The organism is Massilia solisilvae (assembly GCF_024753215.1).
Classification (GTDB): Bacteria; Pseudomonadota; Gammaproteobacteria; order Burkholderiales; family Burkholderiaceae_D; genus Telluria; species Telluria solisilvae.
On the sequence record NZ_JANUGV010000001.1, the window covers coordinates 864,854 to 880,724 of the forward strand.

At 66.9% G+C, this 15,871-nt stretch carries 15 protein-coding genes; 12 read left to right on the forward strand and 3 right to left on the reverse strand.

From position 1 onward, the window contains the following. Window positions 1–129 precede the first annotated feature (129 nt). The 7 genes from NX773_RS03825 to rlmD all read left to right on the forward strand — a co-directional run bounded on the left by NX773_RS03825 (window position 130) and on the right by rlmD (window position 8,508). Window positions 130–738, forward strand: a complete 609-nt coding sequence (locus NX773_RS03825; protein WP_258855040.1) for a toll/interleukin-1 receptor domain-containing protein — start codon at window positions 130–132, stop codon at window positions 736–738. Window positions 739–746: 8 nt separating this feature from the next. Further along, window positions 747–3,173 (forward strand): tetratricopeptide repeat protein, encoded by a 2,427-nt coding sequence (locus tag NX773_RS03830; RefSeq protein WP_258855041.1) that lies wholly within the window; start codon window positions 747–749, stop codon window positions 3,171–3,173. A 146-nt stretch (window positions 3,174–3,319) separates the two neighbouring features. Further along, window positions 3,320–4,057, forward strand: coding sequence for a 5'/3'-nucleotidase SurE (surE, locus tag NX773_RS03835; RefSeq protein WP_258855042.1), 738 nt, complete (start codon window positions 3,320–3,322; stop codon window positions 4,055–4,057). Further along, complete coding sequence (locus NX773_RS03840; protein WP_258855043.1) at window positions 4,054–5,097, forward strand: protein-L-isoaspartate(D-aspartate) O-methyltransferase; 1,044 nt, start codon at window positions 4,054–4,056, stop codon at window positions 5,095–5,097. Before surE ends, NX773_RS03840 begins: the two co-directional genes overlap by 4 nt. A 28-nt stretch (window positions 5,098–5,125) precedes the next feature. Then, window positions 5,126–6,016, forward strand: a complete 891-nt coding sequence (locus NX773_RS03845) for a peptidoglycan DD-metalloendopeptidase family protein (RefSeq protein ID WP_258855838.1) — start codon at window positions 5,126–5,128, stop codon at window positions 6,014–6,016. A gap of 9 nt (window positions 6,017–6,025) precedes the next feature. Next, the gene (gene rpoS / locus NX773_RS03850) at window positions 6,026–7,039 is read left to right on the forward strand and encodes an RNA polymerase sigma factor RpoS (protein WP_258855044.1); all 1,014 of its coding nucleotides are present in this window, start codon (window positions 6,026–6,028) and stop codon (window positions 7,037–7,039) included. Between the two features lie 128 nt (window positions 7,040–7,167). After that, entirely contained in the window at window positions 7,168–8,508 is a 1,341-nt protein-coding gene (gene rlmD, locus NX773_RS03855) for a 23S rRNA (uracil(1939)-C(5))-methyltransferase RlmD (RefSeq protein WP_258855045.1), read from the forward strand. Window positions 8,509–8,640: 132 nt separating this feature from the next. Here the strand turns inward: rlmD and NX773_RS03860 are convergent, their stop codons facing one another. Together NX773_RS03860 and NX773_RS03865 are read right to left on the reverse strand one after the other, a co-directional pair. After that, a complete protein-coding gene (locus NX773_RS03860) occupies window positions 8,641–9,144 on the reverse strand; it encodes a Spy/CpxP family protein refolding chaperone (protein ID WP_258855046.1) in 504 nt (167 codons plus the stop codon). A gap of 84 nt (window positions 9,145–9,228) precedes the next feature. Continuing rightward, window positions 9,229–10,395, reverse strand: coding sequence for an MFS transporter (locus tag NX773_RS03865; RefSeq protein ID WP_258855839.1), 1,167 nt, complete (start codon window positions 10,393–10,395; stop codon window positions 9,229–9,231). A 184-nt stretch (window positions 10,396–10,579) separates the two neighbouring features. On the opposite strand from NX773_RS03865, the gene NX773_RS03870 reads away from it, so the two are divergent. Beyond that, window positions 10,580–11,470 carry a LysR family transcriptional regulator gene (locus NX773_RS03870; protein ID WP_258855047.1) on the forward strand — a complete coding sequence of 297 codons (891 nt, stop codon included), beginning with the start codon at window positions 10,580–10,582 and terminating at the stop codon, window positions 11,468–11,470. 45 nt (window positions 11,471–11,515) lie between these two features. On the opposite strand, the gene NX773_RS03875 is transcribed toward NX773_RS03870, so the two are convergent. Then, window positions 11,516–12,199: a Bax inhibitor-1/YccA family protein gene (locus NX773_RS03875; RefSeq protein WP_258820898.1), complete on the reverse strand. Its 684-nt coding sequence runs from the start codon at window positions 12,197–12,199 to the stop codon at window positions 11,516–11,518. Between the two features lie 213 nt (window positions 12,200–12,412). On the opposite strand from NX773_RS03875, the gene ndk reads away from it, so the two are divergent. From ndk to NX773_RS03895, 4 genes are all read left to right on the forward strand, one after another. Continuing rightward, complete coding sequence (gene ndk, locus NX773_RS03880; protein WP_036240108.1) at window positions 12,413–12,838, forward strand: nucleoside-diphosphate kinase; 426 nt, start codon at window positions 12,413–12,415, stop codon at window positions 12,836–12,838. A 75-nt stretch (window positions 12,839–12,913) separates the two neighbouring features. Then, window positions 12,914–14,083: a dual-specificity RNA methyltransferase RlmN gene (gene rlmN / locus NX773_RS03885; RefSeq protein WP_258855048.1), complete on the forward strand. Its 1,170-nt coding sequence runs from the start codon at window positions 12,914–12,916 to the stop codon at window positions 14,081–14,083. Then, window positions 14,080–14,883 (forward strand): type IV pilus biogenesis/stability protein PilW, encoded by an 804-nt coding sequence (gene pilW / locus NX773_RS03890; RefSeq protein ID WP_258855049.1) that lies wholly within the window; start codon window positions 14,080–14,082, stop codon window positions 14,881–14,883. Before rlmN ends, pilW begins: the two co-directional genes overlap by 4 nt. A 7-nt stretch (window positions 14,884–14,890) precedes the next feature. Then, window positions 14,891–15,871: a helix-turn-helix domain-containing protein gene (locus tag NX773_RS03895; RefSeq protein WP_258855050.1), complete on the forward strand. Its 981-nt coding sequence runs from the start codon at window positions 14,891–14,893 to the stop codon at window positions 15,869–15,871.

Consider the following 15,871-nt stretch of genomic DNA (forward strand, 5'->3'; position numbering starts at 1 on the left):
CACCCTACCGTAAGGCACGCGGCGCGTCCGCGTGTCCGGCCCGTTTGTGCACCCGCAAAATCCCTCATCCATAGCTTGTTAGAGTCTCTGGTGCGAGCGCGCCAGTGAGCATGACTGAGGGGGGATGAAATGGCGATCCGTTACGGCTGTTTCTTCAGCTATGCACACGGCAAACACGATTTGATGAACAAGTTCAAGATCGCGCTGGCCGATGCCTTGCGTTGCTATCTCGAGCCATACTTCAACAACGAGGACGAGCTGTTCATCGACACCGAGCAGCTCGGCGGCGGTGACGACCTCGACCACAAGATCGCACGCGCCATGTGCGAGAGCGTGTGCATGATCCTCATCTACACCCCGAAGTACGAGGCGCACGCCTACACCCGGCGCGAATACGCCGCCATGCGCAAGCTCGAAGAAGAGCGCGCCGCCTGGTACGAAATGCCGAGCCACCTGATCATCCCCGTGATCATGACCCAGCATCCGGACAAGCTGCCGCCGCAGATCACGCAATCGAGCCTGTACGTGGACTTTTCCCATTTCACGATGGCGACCGCCGACCTGAAATCGAACCCCGATTTCTTGCCCGACATCGACAAGATCGTCAAACGGATCGCCAATCACTACCAGCTCCAGAAAAAGAACATGCCGCCGGGACATGATTGCAACCAGTTCGTGCTCCCCGATGTCCCACCCGAGTGGCGAGAACAACCGGTTCTAACTTTTCCAAAAAAATGAGGAGCAATATGGAAATCAACCGCATTACGCTGCCGCCAATTGCCGCGCCGGGCGAGGTCACCACGTTCTACTCATTCGAAAGCGGCACCGCGCGCAGCGTGACCTTGTCCAGCATGGCCATGCTGCTGGCGAGCCGCCGGAACGCCACCGTTCCGGTGCTGATGATCGATTGGGATACCGAGGCGCCCGGCCTGCACCACCTGTTCGCGCGGCACGACGACCGGCCCGGCCTGCTCGAATACTTCGACGCCTGCCGCGAGCAACTGCAAGGCCTGGCGCGCACCCACGCCGACGAGCCGGACGAGGAGCGCGCGCGGCTGGCGCTGGAGGCAATCGACTGGGAGAGCTATGTCGAACGCGTTGACGAAAGCCGCCCGCTGTACCTGATGCGCGCCGGCCGCTTCGACGACACCTATGGCGAGCGCGCCGACCGCATGGACTGGGACGGCCTGTTCGCCGACTGCCCGGCGCTGTTTCGCAGCTTTGCCGCCCACCTGACGCGCCAGTTCCAGCATGTGCTGATCGACGCGCGCGGCGGGCGCTCGGCCGCCGTGTCGGTGTGCACCACGCTGCTGCCGGACAAGCTGGTGGCGCTGTTCACGCCCAACCCGCGCAGCATCGAGGGCATGAGCGGCGTGGTCACGCGCGCCATCGACTACCGCTGCACGCACGAGGACGAGCAGCGCCCGCTGCTGGTGTACCCGGTGCCATACGCGATCGACAGCGGCGACTGCGAGCGGCGCCTGCTGTGGCGGCGCGGCGACCCGTACAAGGGCGTGCCGGGCTACCAGCCCATGCTGGAAAAGCTGCTGCGGGCCTGCTACGGCGTGTCGCGGCTCTCGCTCGACAGCTACCTCGACGAAGTGCAGCTGCAGCAGACCAACGCCACGGTCGGCGGCGAGCACCTGGGCCTGGTGCCCGAGCGCGACGCCGATCGCTTCTCGCTCACGCGCACGCTGGAAACCCTGCTCGACTGGATCGTGCCTGGCCGCCTGCCGTGGCAGTCGCGCGCCGAAGTCGAACTGCTGGCATCAATCGACGCGGCGCGCGCCGCGTTCCGCGACGGCATCGCCACCGAAGCGGCGGTGCCGCTGGCGCGCGACCTGGCCGCGCTGGCCCGGATCTACCAGCGCCAGGGGCGCGAGCGCCTGGCGCAGGAGTGCCTTGAAGAGAGCATCGGCTTGCGCCAGCGCGTGCTTGGCGCCGACCATGCCGAAACGCGCGCCAGCCGCGCCGCGCTGGCCACGCTGCTGCGCGATTCCGGCAAGCTGCACGAGGCAAAGTTCATGATCCAGACCCTGGTGGACGATTGCCAGCGCATGGCCGGCGCCGACCACCCGGAAACGCTGGCGGCCCGTTCCGCGCTGGCGGCCACGCTGTCGCAGCTGGGCGAGTTCGAGCGCGCGCTCGAACTGCACGAGCAGATCACGCAAGCCTGCGAACAGCACTTCGGGCGCGGGCACATGGCGACGCTCGACAGCCTGGCCGGGCAGGCCGAGACCCTGACCCGCCAGGGCGAGCTGAGCCGGGGCCGCATGGTGTACGAGCGCGTGCTGGAAGGCCGCCAGCGCCTGCTCGGCGCCGAACACGAGGATACGCTGCGCTGCACCCAGCAGCTGGCCTCGCTTTTGTGCGAGCTGGGCGACCTGGCCAACGCGCGCAAGCTGCAGGAAGACGTGGTGCGCGCCCGCGAGAAGCACGCCGGCCCGGACGGGGCGGCAACCCTGCAGGCGCGCGAGACACTGGCCGAGATCTTCGCGGCCCAGGGCGACCTGGACGCCGTGCGCAGGATGCAGGAGGCGCTGGCCCGGGCGCGCGAGCGGCGCTTCGGCTCGGAGCACCCGGACACGCTCAGCATCCAGATGCGGCTGGCCTCCACGCTCAGCCAGCAGGGCGACCTGGAAGAGGCGCGACGGCTGCAGCAGCATGTGGTCAATCTGCAGGAACGTATCCACGGGATGGACGACCAGGAAACCTTGCGCAGCAAAAAACTGCTGGCCGCCACGCTGTCGAGCCAGGGGCACAGCGTGGACGCGCGCAAGCTCGAGGAGAGCGTGCAGCAGTTCAACCGGCTGCGCGCCATCGCATCCGGGCCGCATGACCCGCACAGCGCCTTGCCGGGCCAGCGCGGCGGGCCTGGCGACCGGCGCGACCTGGGCGTTGGCGAATCGCTGGACGACAGGCTGGCGCAGCTGCAAAAGATGATGGACAGCAGCCCGCGCGAGGCCCGTGCGCTGGCCGACAGCCTGCGCAAGCCGATTTTGCGCCTGAGCGTCTCGCATCCCCTGCGCCAGCGCGGCGTGGCCATGATCAAGCGCGTGTACATGCAAGACGGCGACATGGACGCGGCGCTCGCGTTCACGCAAGACTACGCCTCGTCGCTCGAGGGCGCCCTGATCGAGGCGGCGGCGGGGCGACCAATGGCAATGCGGTGAGTGGTGTTCGGGGCAGCGCGGGGCGCCGGCGCGGCGCGGCAACATGGTGCAAAACGTTTCTGAACGGTAAAGCTGGAGACCCAAATGTAAATTAATGTTGAAGGCAAGCGAGCGATGCGGGCATTGCTTCAGGTAAAATCTGGGGTATGCGTATCCTTATCAGTAACGACGACGGCTATCTCGCACCCGGCATCAACGCGCTGGCCGGGGCGCTCGCGGACATCGCCGAGATCGTCGTGGTGGCGCCGGACAGCAATCGTTCGGGCGCTTCCAACTCGTTGTCGCTCGACCGCCCGCTGTCGGTCAACCGGGCCGCCAACGGTTTTTATTTCGTCAACGGCACCCCCACCGACTGCGTGCACGTGGCCCTGACCGGCCTGCTCGACTACCGGCCCGACCTGGTTGTCTCGGGCATCAACAACGGCCAGAACATGGGCGACGACACGCTGTACTCAGGCACCGTCGCCGCGGCCACCGAGGCCTACCTGTTTGGCATCCCGGCGATCGCTTTCTCGCAGGTCAATCCCGGCTGGGAACACATCGATTCGGCTGCGCGCGTGGCGCGGGAGATCGTGCTGCGCCGGTTCGACGCCTTGCCTTCGCCGTTCCTGCTGAACGTGAACATTCCGAACCTGCCCTACGAGCAGCTCGGCAAGCGGGTGGCCACGCGCCTGGGGCGCCGCCACCAGGCCGAGCCGGTGATCCGGTCGCACGACCCGCGCGGCCGCGAGATCTTCTGGATCGGCGCGCCCGGCGCCTGCCGCGATGCGGGCGAGGGCACCGATTTCCATGCCACCGCCCAGGGCCAGGTGTCGCTGACGCCGCTGCAGATCGATTTGACCCACCGGAGCCAGCTCGAGCGCCTGGCGCAGGAGCTGCCGTGAAGAAGGAGCGCAGCAATTTCCCGTTGCCGCTGTCCTCGGTGACCGGCCCCGCCCGCAAGCCTGCCGAGCCGGCCCGGGTGGTGGCCACGCCGCAGACCGCCACGCAGAACGCCCGCACCGCCGGCCAGGCGGGCCCCGCGCGCGCTTCGTATCAACAGGAAGCGACGGTACGCGCGCCGGCCTACGCCCAGCCGGCCGCCCCGCGCGCCGCCGCTGCCGTCCAGCCGCCACGGGCCGCGCCGCGCGTGGCCGCGTTCCCCCAGGCCGCCCCGGTGCCGCTGCGCGGCGCCGCCTTCCCGCAGCCGGCGCCGGTGCCGCAGCGTGCACCCGGCTTTGGCGCGCCGGCGGCGCCCGTCCGGCAGGGGGCGTTTGCCCAGTCGGCCACGGTGGCGCCGCGCTCGGACCTGCAGGCCACCGAAGCCTTGCGCCGCGCAATGGCCGCCGGCGTGGCCCGGCGCGGGGTCAAGGATCACAAGGTGCTGGCCGCGCTCGAAGCCGTGCCGCGCCACATGTTCATCGAGCCGGCACTGTCGGCCCAGGCGTACATCGACGCCTCGCTGCCCATCGGCCACAACCAGACCATTTCCCAGCCCTACATCGTGGCCCGCATGATCGAGGCGATGGGCGAGGGCGGCACGCTGGGCAAGGTGCTCGAGATCGGCACCGGCTGCGGCTACCAGGCCGCGGTGCTGTCCTGCGTTGCCGGCGAGGTGTACTCGATCGAACGCATCAAGCCGCTGCACGAACTGGCCAAGACCAACCTGCGCCCCTTGCGCATTTCCAACATTCGACTGCAATATGGCGATGGTATGCTGGGACTGCCGCAGGCCGCGCCGTTCGACGGCATCATCCTGGCTGCGGCCGGGCTGGAAGTGCCGCGCGCCCTGCTCGAACAGCTTGCCATCGGCGGCCGCCTGGTGGCGCCGGTCGGCGCCCAGAACCAGCAACTGCAACGCATCACGCGCATCGGGCCCCACGAATGGGCCAGCGAAACGCTCGAATCCTGCCATTTCGTCCCGCTGCGCCCAGGCCTCGCCTGATTCTTGCACGACTCTAGACAAGATGAGAATGAAACAATTACCACGCCTTGCCCTGTTGACCCTCACCCTCGGCCTGCTCGCCGCCTGCAGCACGCCGACGCGCCAGGCCCCGGTCATCGACCGCCCGGTGCAATCCGCCCACCACCCCGTGAAACCGGCCGCGCCGGCGCCGGCGCCGGCCGCCGCCAGCGAGGAGTCCAAACCGGATTCCCGTGGTTCCTATACGGTGCGCAAGGGCGATACGCTGCTGCGCATCGCGCTTGACCATGGCCAGAACTACCGCGACATCGTGACGTGGAACAACCTCGCCGATCCGGACGATATTAAGGTCGGACAGGTGTTGCGGGTGTGCCCGCCTGACCGCGTCGCCGGCGTCCAGACCAACCCGGTCCAGATGCCGGAGAAGGCCGGCCAGACGCCGTCGCGCAAGGTCGTGCCCAAGCGCCAGGAAACGAACGTGGCCGAGGCGGTCAAGCCGGACAGGAACGAGAAGGCCGAGAACGTTGCCTCCGGCCCGGCGCCCGGCACCATCGTCACCGCCAACGACGACGAGCGCCTGAGCTGGATGTGGCCGGCCAACGGCAAGATTGTCGCCACCTTTGATGACGGCAAGAACAAGGGCATCGACATCGCCGGCAGGGCCGGCCAGCAGGTGATGGCGGCAGGCGCAGGAAAGGTGATGTATGCCGGCAGCGGCATCCGTGGTTATGGTAATCTCGTGATCGTCAAACACAGCAACACGTTGCTGTCGGCTTATGCCCACAACCGCGCGATCGTGGTCAAAGAGGGTGACACCGTCAGCAAAGGCCAGGTCATCGCCGAAATGGGCGATACCGACGCCGATTCGGTCAAACTGCATTTCGAAATCCGCCAGCAGGGCAAGCCAGTCGACCCCACGAGGTTCTTGCCCAGCCGTTAAGGAGGGCCAATGACGCAGCCGCATCTGGAGCACGACGCCTCGGACGACACCCCGGACGAGCCGCTCGACGACGTGTTGCTCGATGCGGAGGGCAGCGCGCCCGCCGCCGAGCCGGGCGAGCAGGGGCCCGAGGGCAATGTCGTGCTCGAAAGCGTGGACGAGCTCAAGAAGATGCTCGCCGCCGAGTTGTCCACCGACACCACTCAGCACTACCTGAACCAGATCGGCTCGCGCCCGCTGCTGTCGGCCACCGAGGAGGCGCACTACGCCACCCTGGCCAAGGCCGGCGACTTCGCCGCGCGCCAGAAAATGATCGAACACAACCTGCGGCTGGTGGTGTCGATCGCCAAGCACTACATCAACCGCGGGGTCGTGCTGCTCGACATGATCGAGGAAGGCAACATCGGCCTGATGCGCGCCATCGACAAGTTCGAGCCGGAGCGCGGTTTCCGGTTTTCGACCTATGCCACCTGGTGGATACGCCAGAGCATCGAACGGGCGATCATGAACCAGGCGCGCACCGTGCGGCTGCCGGTGCACATGGTGCGCGAGCTCAACCAGATCCTGCGCGCCAAGTACCACCTGGAAGCGCAGCGCCACAACGGCAAGGACGCCTCCAGCGAAGATATCGCCAGCCTGGTCGGGCGCCCGGTGGAAGAGGTGCAGGACATCCTGGCGCTGTCCGAGCACGCCACCTCGCTCGACGCGCCGCTGGACAACGATCCGCAGTCGAGCCTGATGGACATGTTGCCCGGCGAAACGGACGACAGCCCCGACACGCGCGCCGAGCAGCACGAAATGACCGCGCTGGTGCGCGACTGGCTGGCCAAGCTGCCCGACAAGCAGCGGGTAGTCGTGATGCGCCGCTTTGGCCTGGACAACGACGACCCCGCCACCCTCGAGACCCTGGCCGAGGAGATGGGCGTGACGCGCGAGCGCGTGCGCCAGATCCAGCAAGAGGCGCTCGTCAAGCTCAAGCGGGCCATGGCCGCCCGTGGCGTCGTGCGCGATTCCTTGCTATGATCCCCGGTTTGCGGTTGGCTTGAGCCCTGCGTTCCTCCCGCCCGATCAACCATGCTCGTCACCGCCGTTCCCGGCCACGGGAGGGCGGTGCGTGGCGTTTGCCAGTTTGATTTCCAGTCTTCATTCACATGCAAGAAACCTTCATCGACATTAAAGCCCTCGACATGGAAGCGCGCGGCGTTGGCCACCTCGACAACGAGGACGGCACGCCCGGCAAGGTGATTTTCGTCGAGGGCGCGCTGCCGGGCGAGCGTGTCAGTTTCGAGACCCTGCGCAAGAAGAAGAACTGGGAGTCGGGCCGCCTGGTTACCTTGCGCCGCGCCTCGTCGATGCGGGTGGAACCCAAGTGCCAGCACTTCGACAACTGCGGCGGCTGCTCGATGCAGCACCTCGAGCCCACGGCCCAGGTCGCCATCAAGCAGCGCGTGCTGGAAGACAACCTGTGGCACCTCGGCAAGGTCAAGGCCGAGAACATCATGCGCCCGCTGCAAGGCCCGACCTGGGGCTACCGCTACCGCGCGCGGCTGTCGGTGCGCTACGTGGCCAAGAAGGAAACGGTGCTGGTGGGCTTTCACGAAAAGCACTCGTCCTACGTGGCCGACATGACCCAGTGCCACATCCTGCCGCCGCACGTGGCGCAGCTGCTGGTGCCGCTGCGCGCGCTGGTGCGCGCGCTGTCGATCTACACCCAGATGCCGCAGATCGAGGTGGCGGTGGGCGAGGAAACCACCGCGCTCGTGATGCGCAACATGGCGCCGCTCACGCCACAGGACGAGGAACTGCTCAAGGCCTTTGCCGACCAGTGGAACATCCAGTGGTGGCTGCAGCCGAAGGGCCCGGACACGGTCTATCCGTTCTATCCGCTTGATAAAGAGCTGTACTACACGCTGCCCGAGTTCGGCATCAGGATGCCGTTCAAGCCGACTGACTTCACCCAGGTGAACCACCAGATCAACCGGGTGCTGGTCTCCAAGGCGCTGCGCCTGCTGGACGTGCAGCCGGGCGAGCGCGTGGCCGACCTGTTCTGTGGCCTGGGCAACTTTACGCTGCCGCTGGCAACGCAGGCGCGCGAAGTGGTCGGCATCGAAGGCAGCACCGCGCTCACCACGCGCGCGCTGGAGAACGCCAGGGCCAATGGTGTGTCGGACAAGACCACCTTCTACACGCGCAACCTGTTCGAGGTGACCAAGGACGACCTGATCGCGCTGGGCAAGTTCGACCGCATGCTGATCGACCCGCCGCGCGACGGCGCCGTGGCGCTGGCGCTGGCGCTGGCCGAGCTGAAGGAAACCCAGTCCGAGCTGCTGCCGCGCCGCATCGTGTACGTCTCGTGCAGCCCCTCGACGCTCGCGCGCGACGCCGGCATCCTGGTGCACCGGGCCGGCTACGTGATGCGCAAGGCCGGCATCGCCAACATGTTCCCGCACACCTCGCACGTCGAATCGATCGGCGTGTTCGAGCTGCCATAAGTGCAGGGTGGGCGGGTTTCCCTGCCCACGCGTTCGACCAGCGTCTGACAGCCCCGGACGGCAGCGGGATGCCGTGCTTCCATTCGACCACAGCTTGAACGCGTGGGCAGAATCTGCCCACCCTGCGGCAGCCTACTGCTGCCCCCCATACTGCCGCGCCACCTGCTGGCGCTGGGCCGGTGTCAGCAGCGCATCCATGCGCTTGTGCGCATCCAGCGCGTTCTCGAACATTTGCCGCCGCAACTTTTCGGTTGACTCGTACGCGCGCCGCGCCGCCTGCTCGTCGAACTGGCCATTGCGATAGAACGGCGTGCCATGCATCTGGTCGTGCATCTGGTCCATCAGCGTGAACTGGCGGTTGCGCAAGTCGCGCCGGATGGCGTCGATCTTGCTGCGCTGGTCCGCTGTCAGGTCGGGAATGTTGCGCCACCCGAAGCCGCCCATCATGCCCGGCCCCATCATGCCGCCGCCGTAGCCGCCGTAGCCGCCCATCATGCCGTGGTTGCCCCAGCCGCGCCCGCCTTGTGGCCCGGGCTGACCGCCGGGGCCGGGCTGGCCGCTTTGCCCGGGCTGGGCCAGTGCAAGGCCGGCTGCGAAGATGCCGCCCGCAAAGACGGCCAGTGTGCGCATGTTCATCTGCCACCTCCAGTCCTGTTACCGGCCGCCCGATGCGGCCACATGGGCAAAGAATCTGTGCGATCAGCCCCAAACAATGGACAGTCAGGCGGCGCGCGGGTTCACGGTCTTTCGTTCCGTCATCCAGTAGGCCAGCCCGAGTGCGCACAAGGCCAGGCCGGCGGCCATAGCGCCGGTGGCGCCATGGGTTGCGTAGATCCATCCGCCGATCGACGATCCGGCCGCGCCGCCAGCGAAGAACAGCGCGAAGTAGATGCCGTTCAGGCGGCTGCGCACCTCGGCGCCCAGTGCATAGATGGCGCGCTGGCCGAGCACCAGGTTGGCCGCGACTCCCATGTCCAGCAGGATCGACGCCGCCACCATCAGGGCCAGTGACACAGGGCGCGAGGCCGGCGCCAGCATCGGCAGCACGAAGCTGACCGTGCCCAGCGACAGCGCAACGCCGGTCGCGATCCGCGTGTGCCCGGCATCGGCCAGGCGTCCGGCCACCGGCGAGGCCACCGCACCGGCCATCCCTACCAGCGCGAACACGGCGATGCCGGTCTGCGACAGGTGCAAGCCAGGCCCTTGCAGGTGCAGCGGGGCGGTGGTCCAGAACAGGCTGAAGGCGCCGAACAAAGCGGCGTGGTAGGCGGCGCGGCGGCGCAGCACCGGCGTGGTGGCGAACAGGTGCCACAGCGACTTGATCAGCTGCGGGTAGGCCGGGCCCGCCACGGGCAAGCGTTGCGGCAGCTTGTGGTGCAGGACCAGTGCAAGACCCACCAGCGCGATGGCTCCGCCGGCAAAGACGGCATGCCAGCCCGCATAGCCGGCGACCAGGCTGGCGAGTGGCCGGGCCAGCATGATGCCCAGCAGCAGGCCACTGACGACCTTGCCGACGATCTCGCCGCGGCGCGCTTGCGGCGCCAGGTGGGCCGCGAAAGGTACCAGGACCTGGGCGACCACGGCGCCAAGGCCGATGCACAGCGCCGCCAGCAGGAACACCAGGGCCGACTGTGCCAGCGCGGCGGCGGCCAGCGCGGCGGAGGTGAATGCAATGCCGGTCACGATCATGCGCCGGTTCTCCAGCCGGTCGCCCAGCGGAACGATGAACAGCAGGCCCAGACAGTAGCCTAGCTGTGTCAGCGTGACGACCAGCCCGGCCGCGCCCGGCGACAGGCCGGTGGACGCGCTGATCGGGCCGACCAGTGTCTGGGCGTAATACAGGTTGGCGACGATCATGCCCGCCGCAACGGCAAGCAAGCGCACCATTCCTTGTGCGATGCCTGGCTCGACTGCGGCGGCGGGACGTTTTGCTATCAGTTGGATCACGATCAGCTCCTCATGGTTGACTGAAGCCAGTCTATTGGAAATGTGATAGCAAATAATCGGCCGAGAATGGATAATAGAGTTCACTTTATGTGAACAAAGGGTGCCTATGGATCGCCTGCGTGCCATGACTGTTTTCGCGCGCATCGTTGAAGCGCGCAGTTTTTCGAAAGCGGCCGAAACGCTCAACTTGCCGCGCTCGGCCGTGACCGCGACGGTGCAGCGCCTCGAATCGCACCTGCAGGCCAAGCTCCTGCAGCGCACAACGCGGCGCGTGTCGCCCACCCCGGAGGGCGAGGAGTACTATCGCCGCTGCGTCGAGATCCTGGCGGCGGTGGAGAGCGCCGACGAGGCCATGCGCCAGCTGGGCACGCAGCGGCCGCGCGGGCTGTTACGTGTGGACATGCCGGGCGCCCTGGCGCGCAACGTGGTGCTGCCGCGCCTGGGGGAGTTGCGCGCGGCCTATCCCGAGATCGAACTCATGCTCAGCATCAGCAACCGCGTGGCCGACCTCGCGCAGGAGGGGATCGATTGCGCGCTGCGCGTCGGCCAGCCGCACGACTCGACGCTGGTCGCGCGACCGATTGGCCAGATGCGCTTCGTCACCTGCGCCTCACCCGAGTACCTGGCGCGGCGCGGCACCCCGCGCAGCATCGCCGAACTGGCCGGGCACGACCTGGTGGTGTATTTCTCGGGGCGCACCGGGCGCCCGCTGGACTGGGATTTCGTGGTCGGAAACGAGGTGGTCAAGGTCGATGCAAAGGCGACGGTGAGCGTCAACGATGCCGACGCCAATGTGCTGTGCGGCCTGGCCGGCTGCGGGCTGATCCAGGCCGGGGCCTACCAGGTCCGCGACCACCTGGCGCATGGCCGGCTGGTCGAGGTGCTTGCGCAGTCGCGTCCGGCGCCGATGCCGGTTTCGCTCATGTACCGGGACAGCCGGCTGGCGGCGCCCAAGGTGAGGGCGTTTTCGCAGTGGGTGCTGGAATTGTTCGGGGCCGACCCCGATTTCAACTAAAACGCCCGGCCAGGGCCGGGCGCAAAGACGGGGAGTGGGCGCGCGTCAGTCGCGGCTGCCGGCGGTAAAGCCCAGCAGTTGCAGCAGGCTGGTGAAGATGTTGTAGACGTCCAGGTAGATCGACAGGGTGGCGGTGATGTAATTGGTTTCGCCGCCGTTGACGATGCGCTGCACGTCGAACAGGATGAAGGCCGAGAAGATGCCGATCGCCAGGACCGAGATCACCAGTTGCAGTGCCGTCAGGCCAAGGAAGATGTTGGCCACGGCCGCCAGCAGCAGCACGATCACGCCGGCCGTCAGCCAGCTGGACAGGCCCGAAAAATCGCGCTTGGACACGGTTGCAATGCTGGCCATGACCGCGAACACGCAGGCAGTGCCGCCGAATGCCGTCATGATCAGCGCCGGGCCGTTGGCATAGCGCAGGGTGTAGGTCAGGAGCGGCGTGAGCATCAACCCCATGAAGAAGGTGAATGCCAGCAGCACGGCCACGCCGGCCGCCGATTCCTTGGTCTTTTCGATGGCGGCGATAAAGCCGAACGCGATCAGCATGAACAGCAAGAAGCCCATGCCGCCGCGCAGGACCGGCACGTGCATGGTCACGCCGATGATGGCGCCCAGCACGGTCGGGACCATCGACAGCGCCAGCAGCCAGTAGGTGTTGCGCAGCACCTTGTGCCGCGTGGCCCGGGCGCCGGTAATGTCGTAACTGTTTTGGATGCTTGGGATCATGATGCCTCCGGTTTGTTGGTTGGTGACGCTTCCCGCCCAGCTTACCACCGGTTGCTGACACGGGTGTGACAGGCGGGAGCGCGGTGCCCCAACTGTAACACTTTGCTTGACGCCGGGGCAATATCGGTGATCCGGGGGATGTATGGTAAAATCAAAGGTTGATTGAGTTCTCAACATCTCGATTTAAACCATTCTTTTTATTGGAGTTTTTACATGGCAATTGAACGCACCCTGTCGATCATCAAACCAGACGCTGTTGCAAAAAACGTGATCGGCCAAATCTACAGCCGCTTCGAAGGCGCTGGCCTGAAGATCGTTGCTGCCCGCATGGCGCAGCTGTCGCGCGCTGAAGCCGAAGGCTTCTACGCCGTCCACAAGGAGCGTCCGTTCTTCAAGGACCTGGTTGACTTCATGGTCTCGGGCCCGGTCATGATCCAGGTGCTGGAAGGCGAAAACGCCATCGCCAAGAACCGCGAACTGATGGGCGCCACCGACCCGAAGAAGGCCGACAAGGGCACCATTCGCGCCGACTTCGCCGACTCGATCGACGCGAACGCCGTGCACGGTTCGGACGCGGCTGAAACCGCTGCCGTGGAAATCGCCTACTACTTCCCGGCCCTGAACGTCTACTCGCGCTAATCGCGCCGCCGGACGGTAACAGGCTGTAAAACCGCCCGCGACCGCGGGCGGCTTTTGTAATACTTTAGGAAATAAATGACGACTCTCACCAACCTGCTGGACTTCGATCCCGCGCAACTCGCCGCATACTGCGCCGACTTGGGTGAGAAGCCGTTTCGCGCCAAGCAATTGCAGCGCTGGATACACCAGTACGGCGCTGCCGATTTCGACAGCATGACCGACCTGGCCAAGTCGCTGCGCGAGAAGCTCAAGACGCGCGCGGAGATTCGGGCGCCCGCCATCATCAGCGACCACACGTCGTCCGACGGCACCCGCAAGTGGCTGGTAGACGTGGGCAACGGCAACGCCGTCGAAACCGTGTTCATTCCGGAAGAGACCCGCGGCACGCTGTGCATCTCGACCCAGGCCGGCTGCGCGGTCAACTGCCGCTTCTGCTCGACCGGCAAGCAGGGCTTTTCGCGCAACCTGACGGTGGCCGAAATCATCGGCCAGCTGTGGATGGCCGAGTTCGAGCTGCGCAGGACCAAGGGCATCGAGGCCGGCCCCAAGGGCGAACGCCAGATCACCAACGTGGTCATGATGGGCATGGGCGAGCCGCTGCTGAACTACGTGCCAACCGTCACCGCGCTCAAGCTCATGCTCGACGACAACGCGTACGGTCTGTCGCGCCGCCGCGTGACGCTCTCGACCTCGGGCGTGATACCGATGATCAACAAGCTGTCGCAGGAATGCCCGGTGGCGCTGGCGGTGTCGCTGCACGCGCCGAACGACCCGCTGCGCGACATGCTGGTGCCGCTTAACAAAAAGTACCCGCTGCGCGATCTGATGGTGGCCTGCAAGCGCTATCTGCAATTCGCCCCGCGCGACTTCATCACCTTCGAATACTGCATGCTCGACGGCGTGAACGACACCGACGAGCACGCGCGCGAGCTGCTGGCGCTGGTGAACGACCCCGAGGTGGGCGTGAACTGCAAGCTGAACCTGATTCCGTTCAACCCGTTCCCCGAATCGGGCCTGGTGCGCTCGAAGAACCCGCGCATCAAGGCCTTTGCCCAGATCCTGATGGATGCGGGCGTGGTGACCACGATCCGCAAGACCCGCGGCGACGACATCGACGCCGCCTGCGGCCAGCTGGCCGGCGAGGTGCAGGACCGCACCCGCGTGGCCGAGCGCATGGAGAAGATGGCCGAATACAAGAGCAAGTTCGGCGCCGACTTCGGCCGCATCGTGGAGATTCGTTCTTGAACGCCGCGCTCCTCAAGCGCGCCGCCGCCATCGTCGCGCTCGGCCTGCTGACTGCCTGCGCGGGCGGCCCGAGCGCCGAGAAAGGCGAGCTCAAGACCGCGTCGGACCAGACCGCGGCCGAAAAGCGCGCCGGCATCCGCCTGCAGCTGGCGGTCGGTTACTACCAGGACGGCAAGTTCGAGATCGCGCTCGACGAGGTCAAGCAGGCCATCGCGATCTATCCGCAGTCGGCCGACGCCTACGGCATGCGCGGCCTGATCTACAGCTCGATGGGCGAGAACGTGCTGGCCGAGGAAAACTTCCAGCGCGCGCTCAAGCTGGCACCGCACAACCCGGACATCGCCAACAACTACGGCTCGTTCCTGTGCAATGCCGCCGGCAAGCCGGGGCAGGCGATCCCGTATTTCGAGGCGGCGCTGAAGAACCCGCATTACCAGTCGCCGCTGTCGGCCCTGGTCAACGCCGGCACCTGCAGCCTGAAGAACAAGGATCGCGATGCGGCCGAACGCTACCTGCTGGAGGCGCTGCGTATCGCACCGGACCTGGCGGTCGTGAACACGGCGCTCGCGCGGGTCTATTATGAAAAGCGCGACTACGTGCGCGCCGGTTTTTTCGTTAACCGCCTGACGGAGACGGCGAAACTCGATACGCTGTCGGCTGACGCGCTGTGGCTCGCGCTGCGTGTCGAGCGCAAGTTGGGCGACCGCAACCTGGAGGCGAGCCTGGCCGGGCAACTGCGCCGTCGCTTCCCCGGTTCGCCTGAGTTCGCTGCCTTCCAGCGCGGGGCATTTGATGAGTGAGACGACAATGAGTGAGCGGGCAGATCAGCCGGCAACGCCCGAAATCCCGAACGGCGTGCCGGGCAAGGCATTGGCGGCCCAGCGCGAAGCGATGGGCTGGACCGTGGAACAGGTGGCCGACCAGCTCAAGCTGGCGCCGCGCCAGGTGGTGGCGCTGGAAGCAGGCGACTACGCGTCGCTGCCCAGCCCGGCCGTGGTACGCGGCTTCGTGCGCGCGTACGCCAAGATCCTCAGGCTCGACGCCGCGCCGCTGGTGGCGATGATCGCGATGGATACCCCGGACACCACCGTCAACACGGCCACGGTGCGGCGCGAAAAGCCGGCCACGTTCTCGGAGTCGTCGCGTTTTCCGCTGCACGGCAAGCGCAGCAGCCTGCCGCTCGGCTGGATCGTGGCCGCCGTCGCCGTGATGGCTGCCGCGGCCGCCGCCTGGCACCTGGGCGTCTTCCGTTCCAGCGTCGGCGAGGCGCCCTCCGGCTCGCCGGCCAGCACCACCGTCCTGCCGGCGCCGGCCAGCGTGCCCCCGGGCAGCGCGAGCGAGCCGGCGCAAAAGTCTGACGTGCCGCTGATTTCGGTGCCGGGACAGAATCCGCCGGCCCCCAGTGGCGAGGCGCAGCCCGGCACTGCGCCGGCCACCCCGACCGCGGCGCCAGGCGCCACCGGCGGCCCGGCTGCTGCCGCCCAGCCTGCCGCGGCGCAGCCGGCCGCACTGCAGCAACCGGTGCAGGCCGCAACCGAAACCGCCGTCGGCCCCAACTCGCTGGTGCTGAACGTGCGCGAGGATTCCTGGATCCAGGTGCGCACCGCGGACGGCAAGAACCTGATTTCGCGCCTGGTCAAGGCAGGCAGCACGGAAAGCGTGACGGTCGAGCAACCGGTCACCGTCACCGTCGGCAACCCGAAAGGCGTCAGCGCGTCCCTGCGCGGCAGCGCCGTCGAGCTGCCTATGCTGCCCGGCAAAACCATCGCGCGCGTCTCCCTGAAGTAA

Excerpts from the sequence above, each read along its gene's own strand:
- NX773_RS03825 (WP_258855040.1), top strand. The coding sequence starts at position 130 with ATGGCGATCCGTTACGGCTGTTTCTTCAGCTATGCACACGGCAAACAC.
- NX773_RS03830 (WP_258855041.1), top strand. The coding sequence starts at position 747 with ATGGAAATCAACCGCATTACGCTGCCGCCAATTGCCGCGCCGGGCGAG.
- surE (WP_258855042.1), top strand. The coding sequence starts at position 3,320 with ATGCGTATCCTTATCAGTAACGACGACGGCTATCTCGCACCCGGCATC.
- NX773_RS03845 (WP_258855838.1), top strand. The coding sequence starts at position 5,126 with ATGAAACAATTACCACGCCTTGCCCTGTTGACCCTCACCCTCGGCCTG.
- rpoS (WP_258855044.1), top strand. The coding sequence starts at position 6,026 with ATGACGCAGCCGCATCTGGAGCACGACGCCTCGGACGACACCCCGGAC.
- rlmD (WP_258855045.1), top strand. The coding sequence starts at position 7,168 with ATGCAAGAAACCTTCATCGACATTAAAGCCCTCGACATGGAAGCGCGC.
- NX773_RS03860 (WP_258855046.1), bottom strand. The coding sequence starts at position 9,144 with ATGAACATGCGCACACTGGCCGTCTTTGCGGGCGGCATCTTCGCAGCC.
- NX773_RS03865 (WP_258855839.1), bottom strand. The coding sequence starts at position 10,395 with ATGGTGCGCTTGCTTGCCGTTGCGGCGGGCATGATCGTCGCCAACCTG.
- NX773_RS03870 (WP_258855047.1), top strand. The coding sequence starts at position 10,580 with ATGACTGTTTTCGCGCGCATCGTTGAAGCGCGCAGTTTTTCGAAAGCG.
- NX773_RS03875 (WP_258820898.1), bottom strand. The coding sequence starts at position 12,199 with ATGATCCCAAGCATCCAAAACAGTTACGACATTACCGGCGCCCGGGCC.
- ndk (WP_036240108.1), top strand. The coding sequence starts at position 12,413 with ATGGCAATTGAACGCACCCTGTCGATCATCAAACCAGACGCTGTTGCA.
- rlmN (WP_258855048.1), top strand. The coding sequence starts at position 12,914 with ATGACGACTCTCACCAACCTGCTGGACTTCGATCCCGCGCAACTCGCC.
- NX773_RS03895 (WP_258855050.1), top strand. The coding sequence starts at position 14,891 with ATGAGTGAGCGGGCAGATCAGCCGGCAACGCCCGAAATCCCGAACGGC.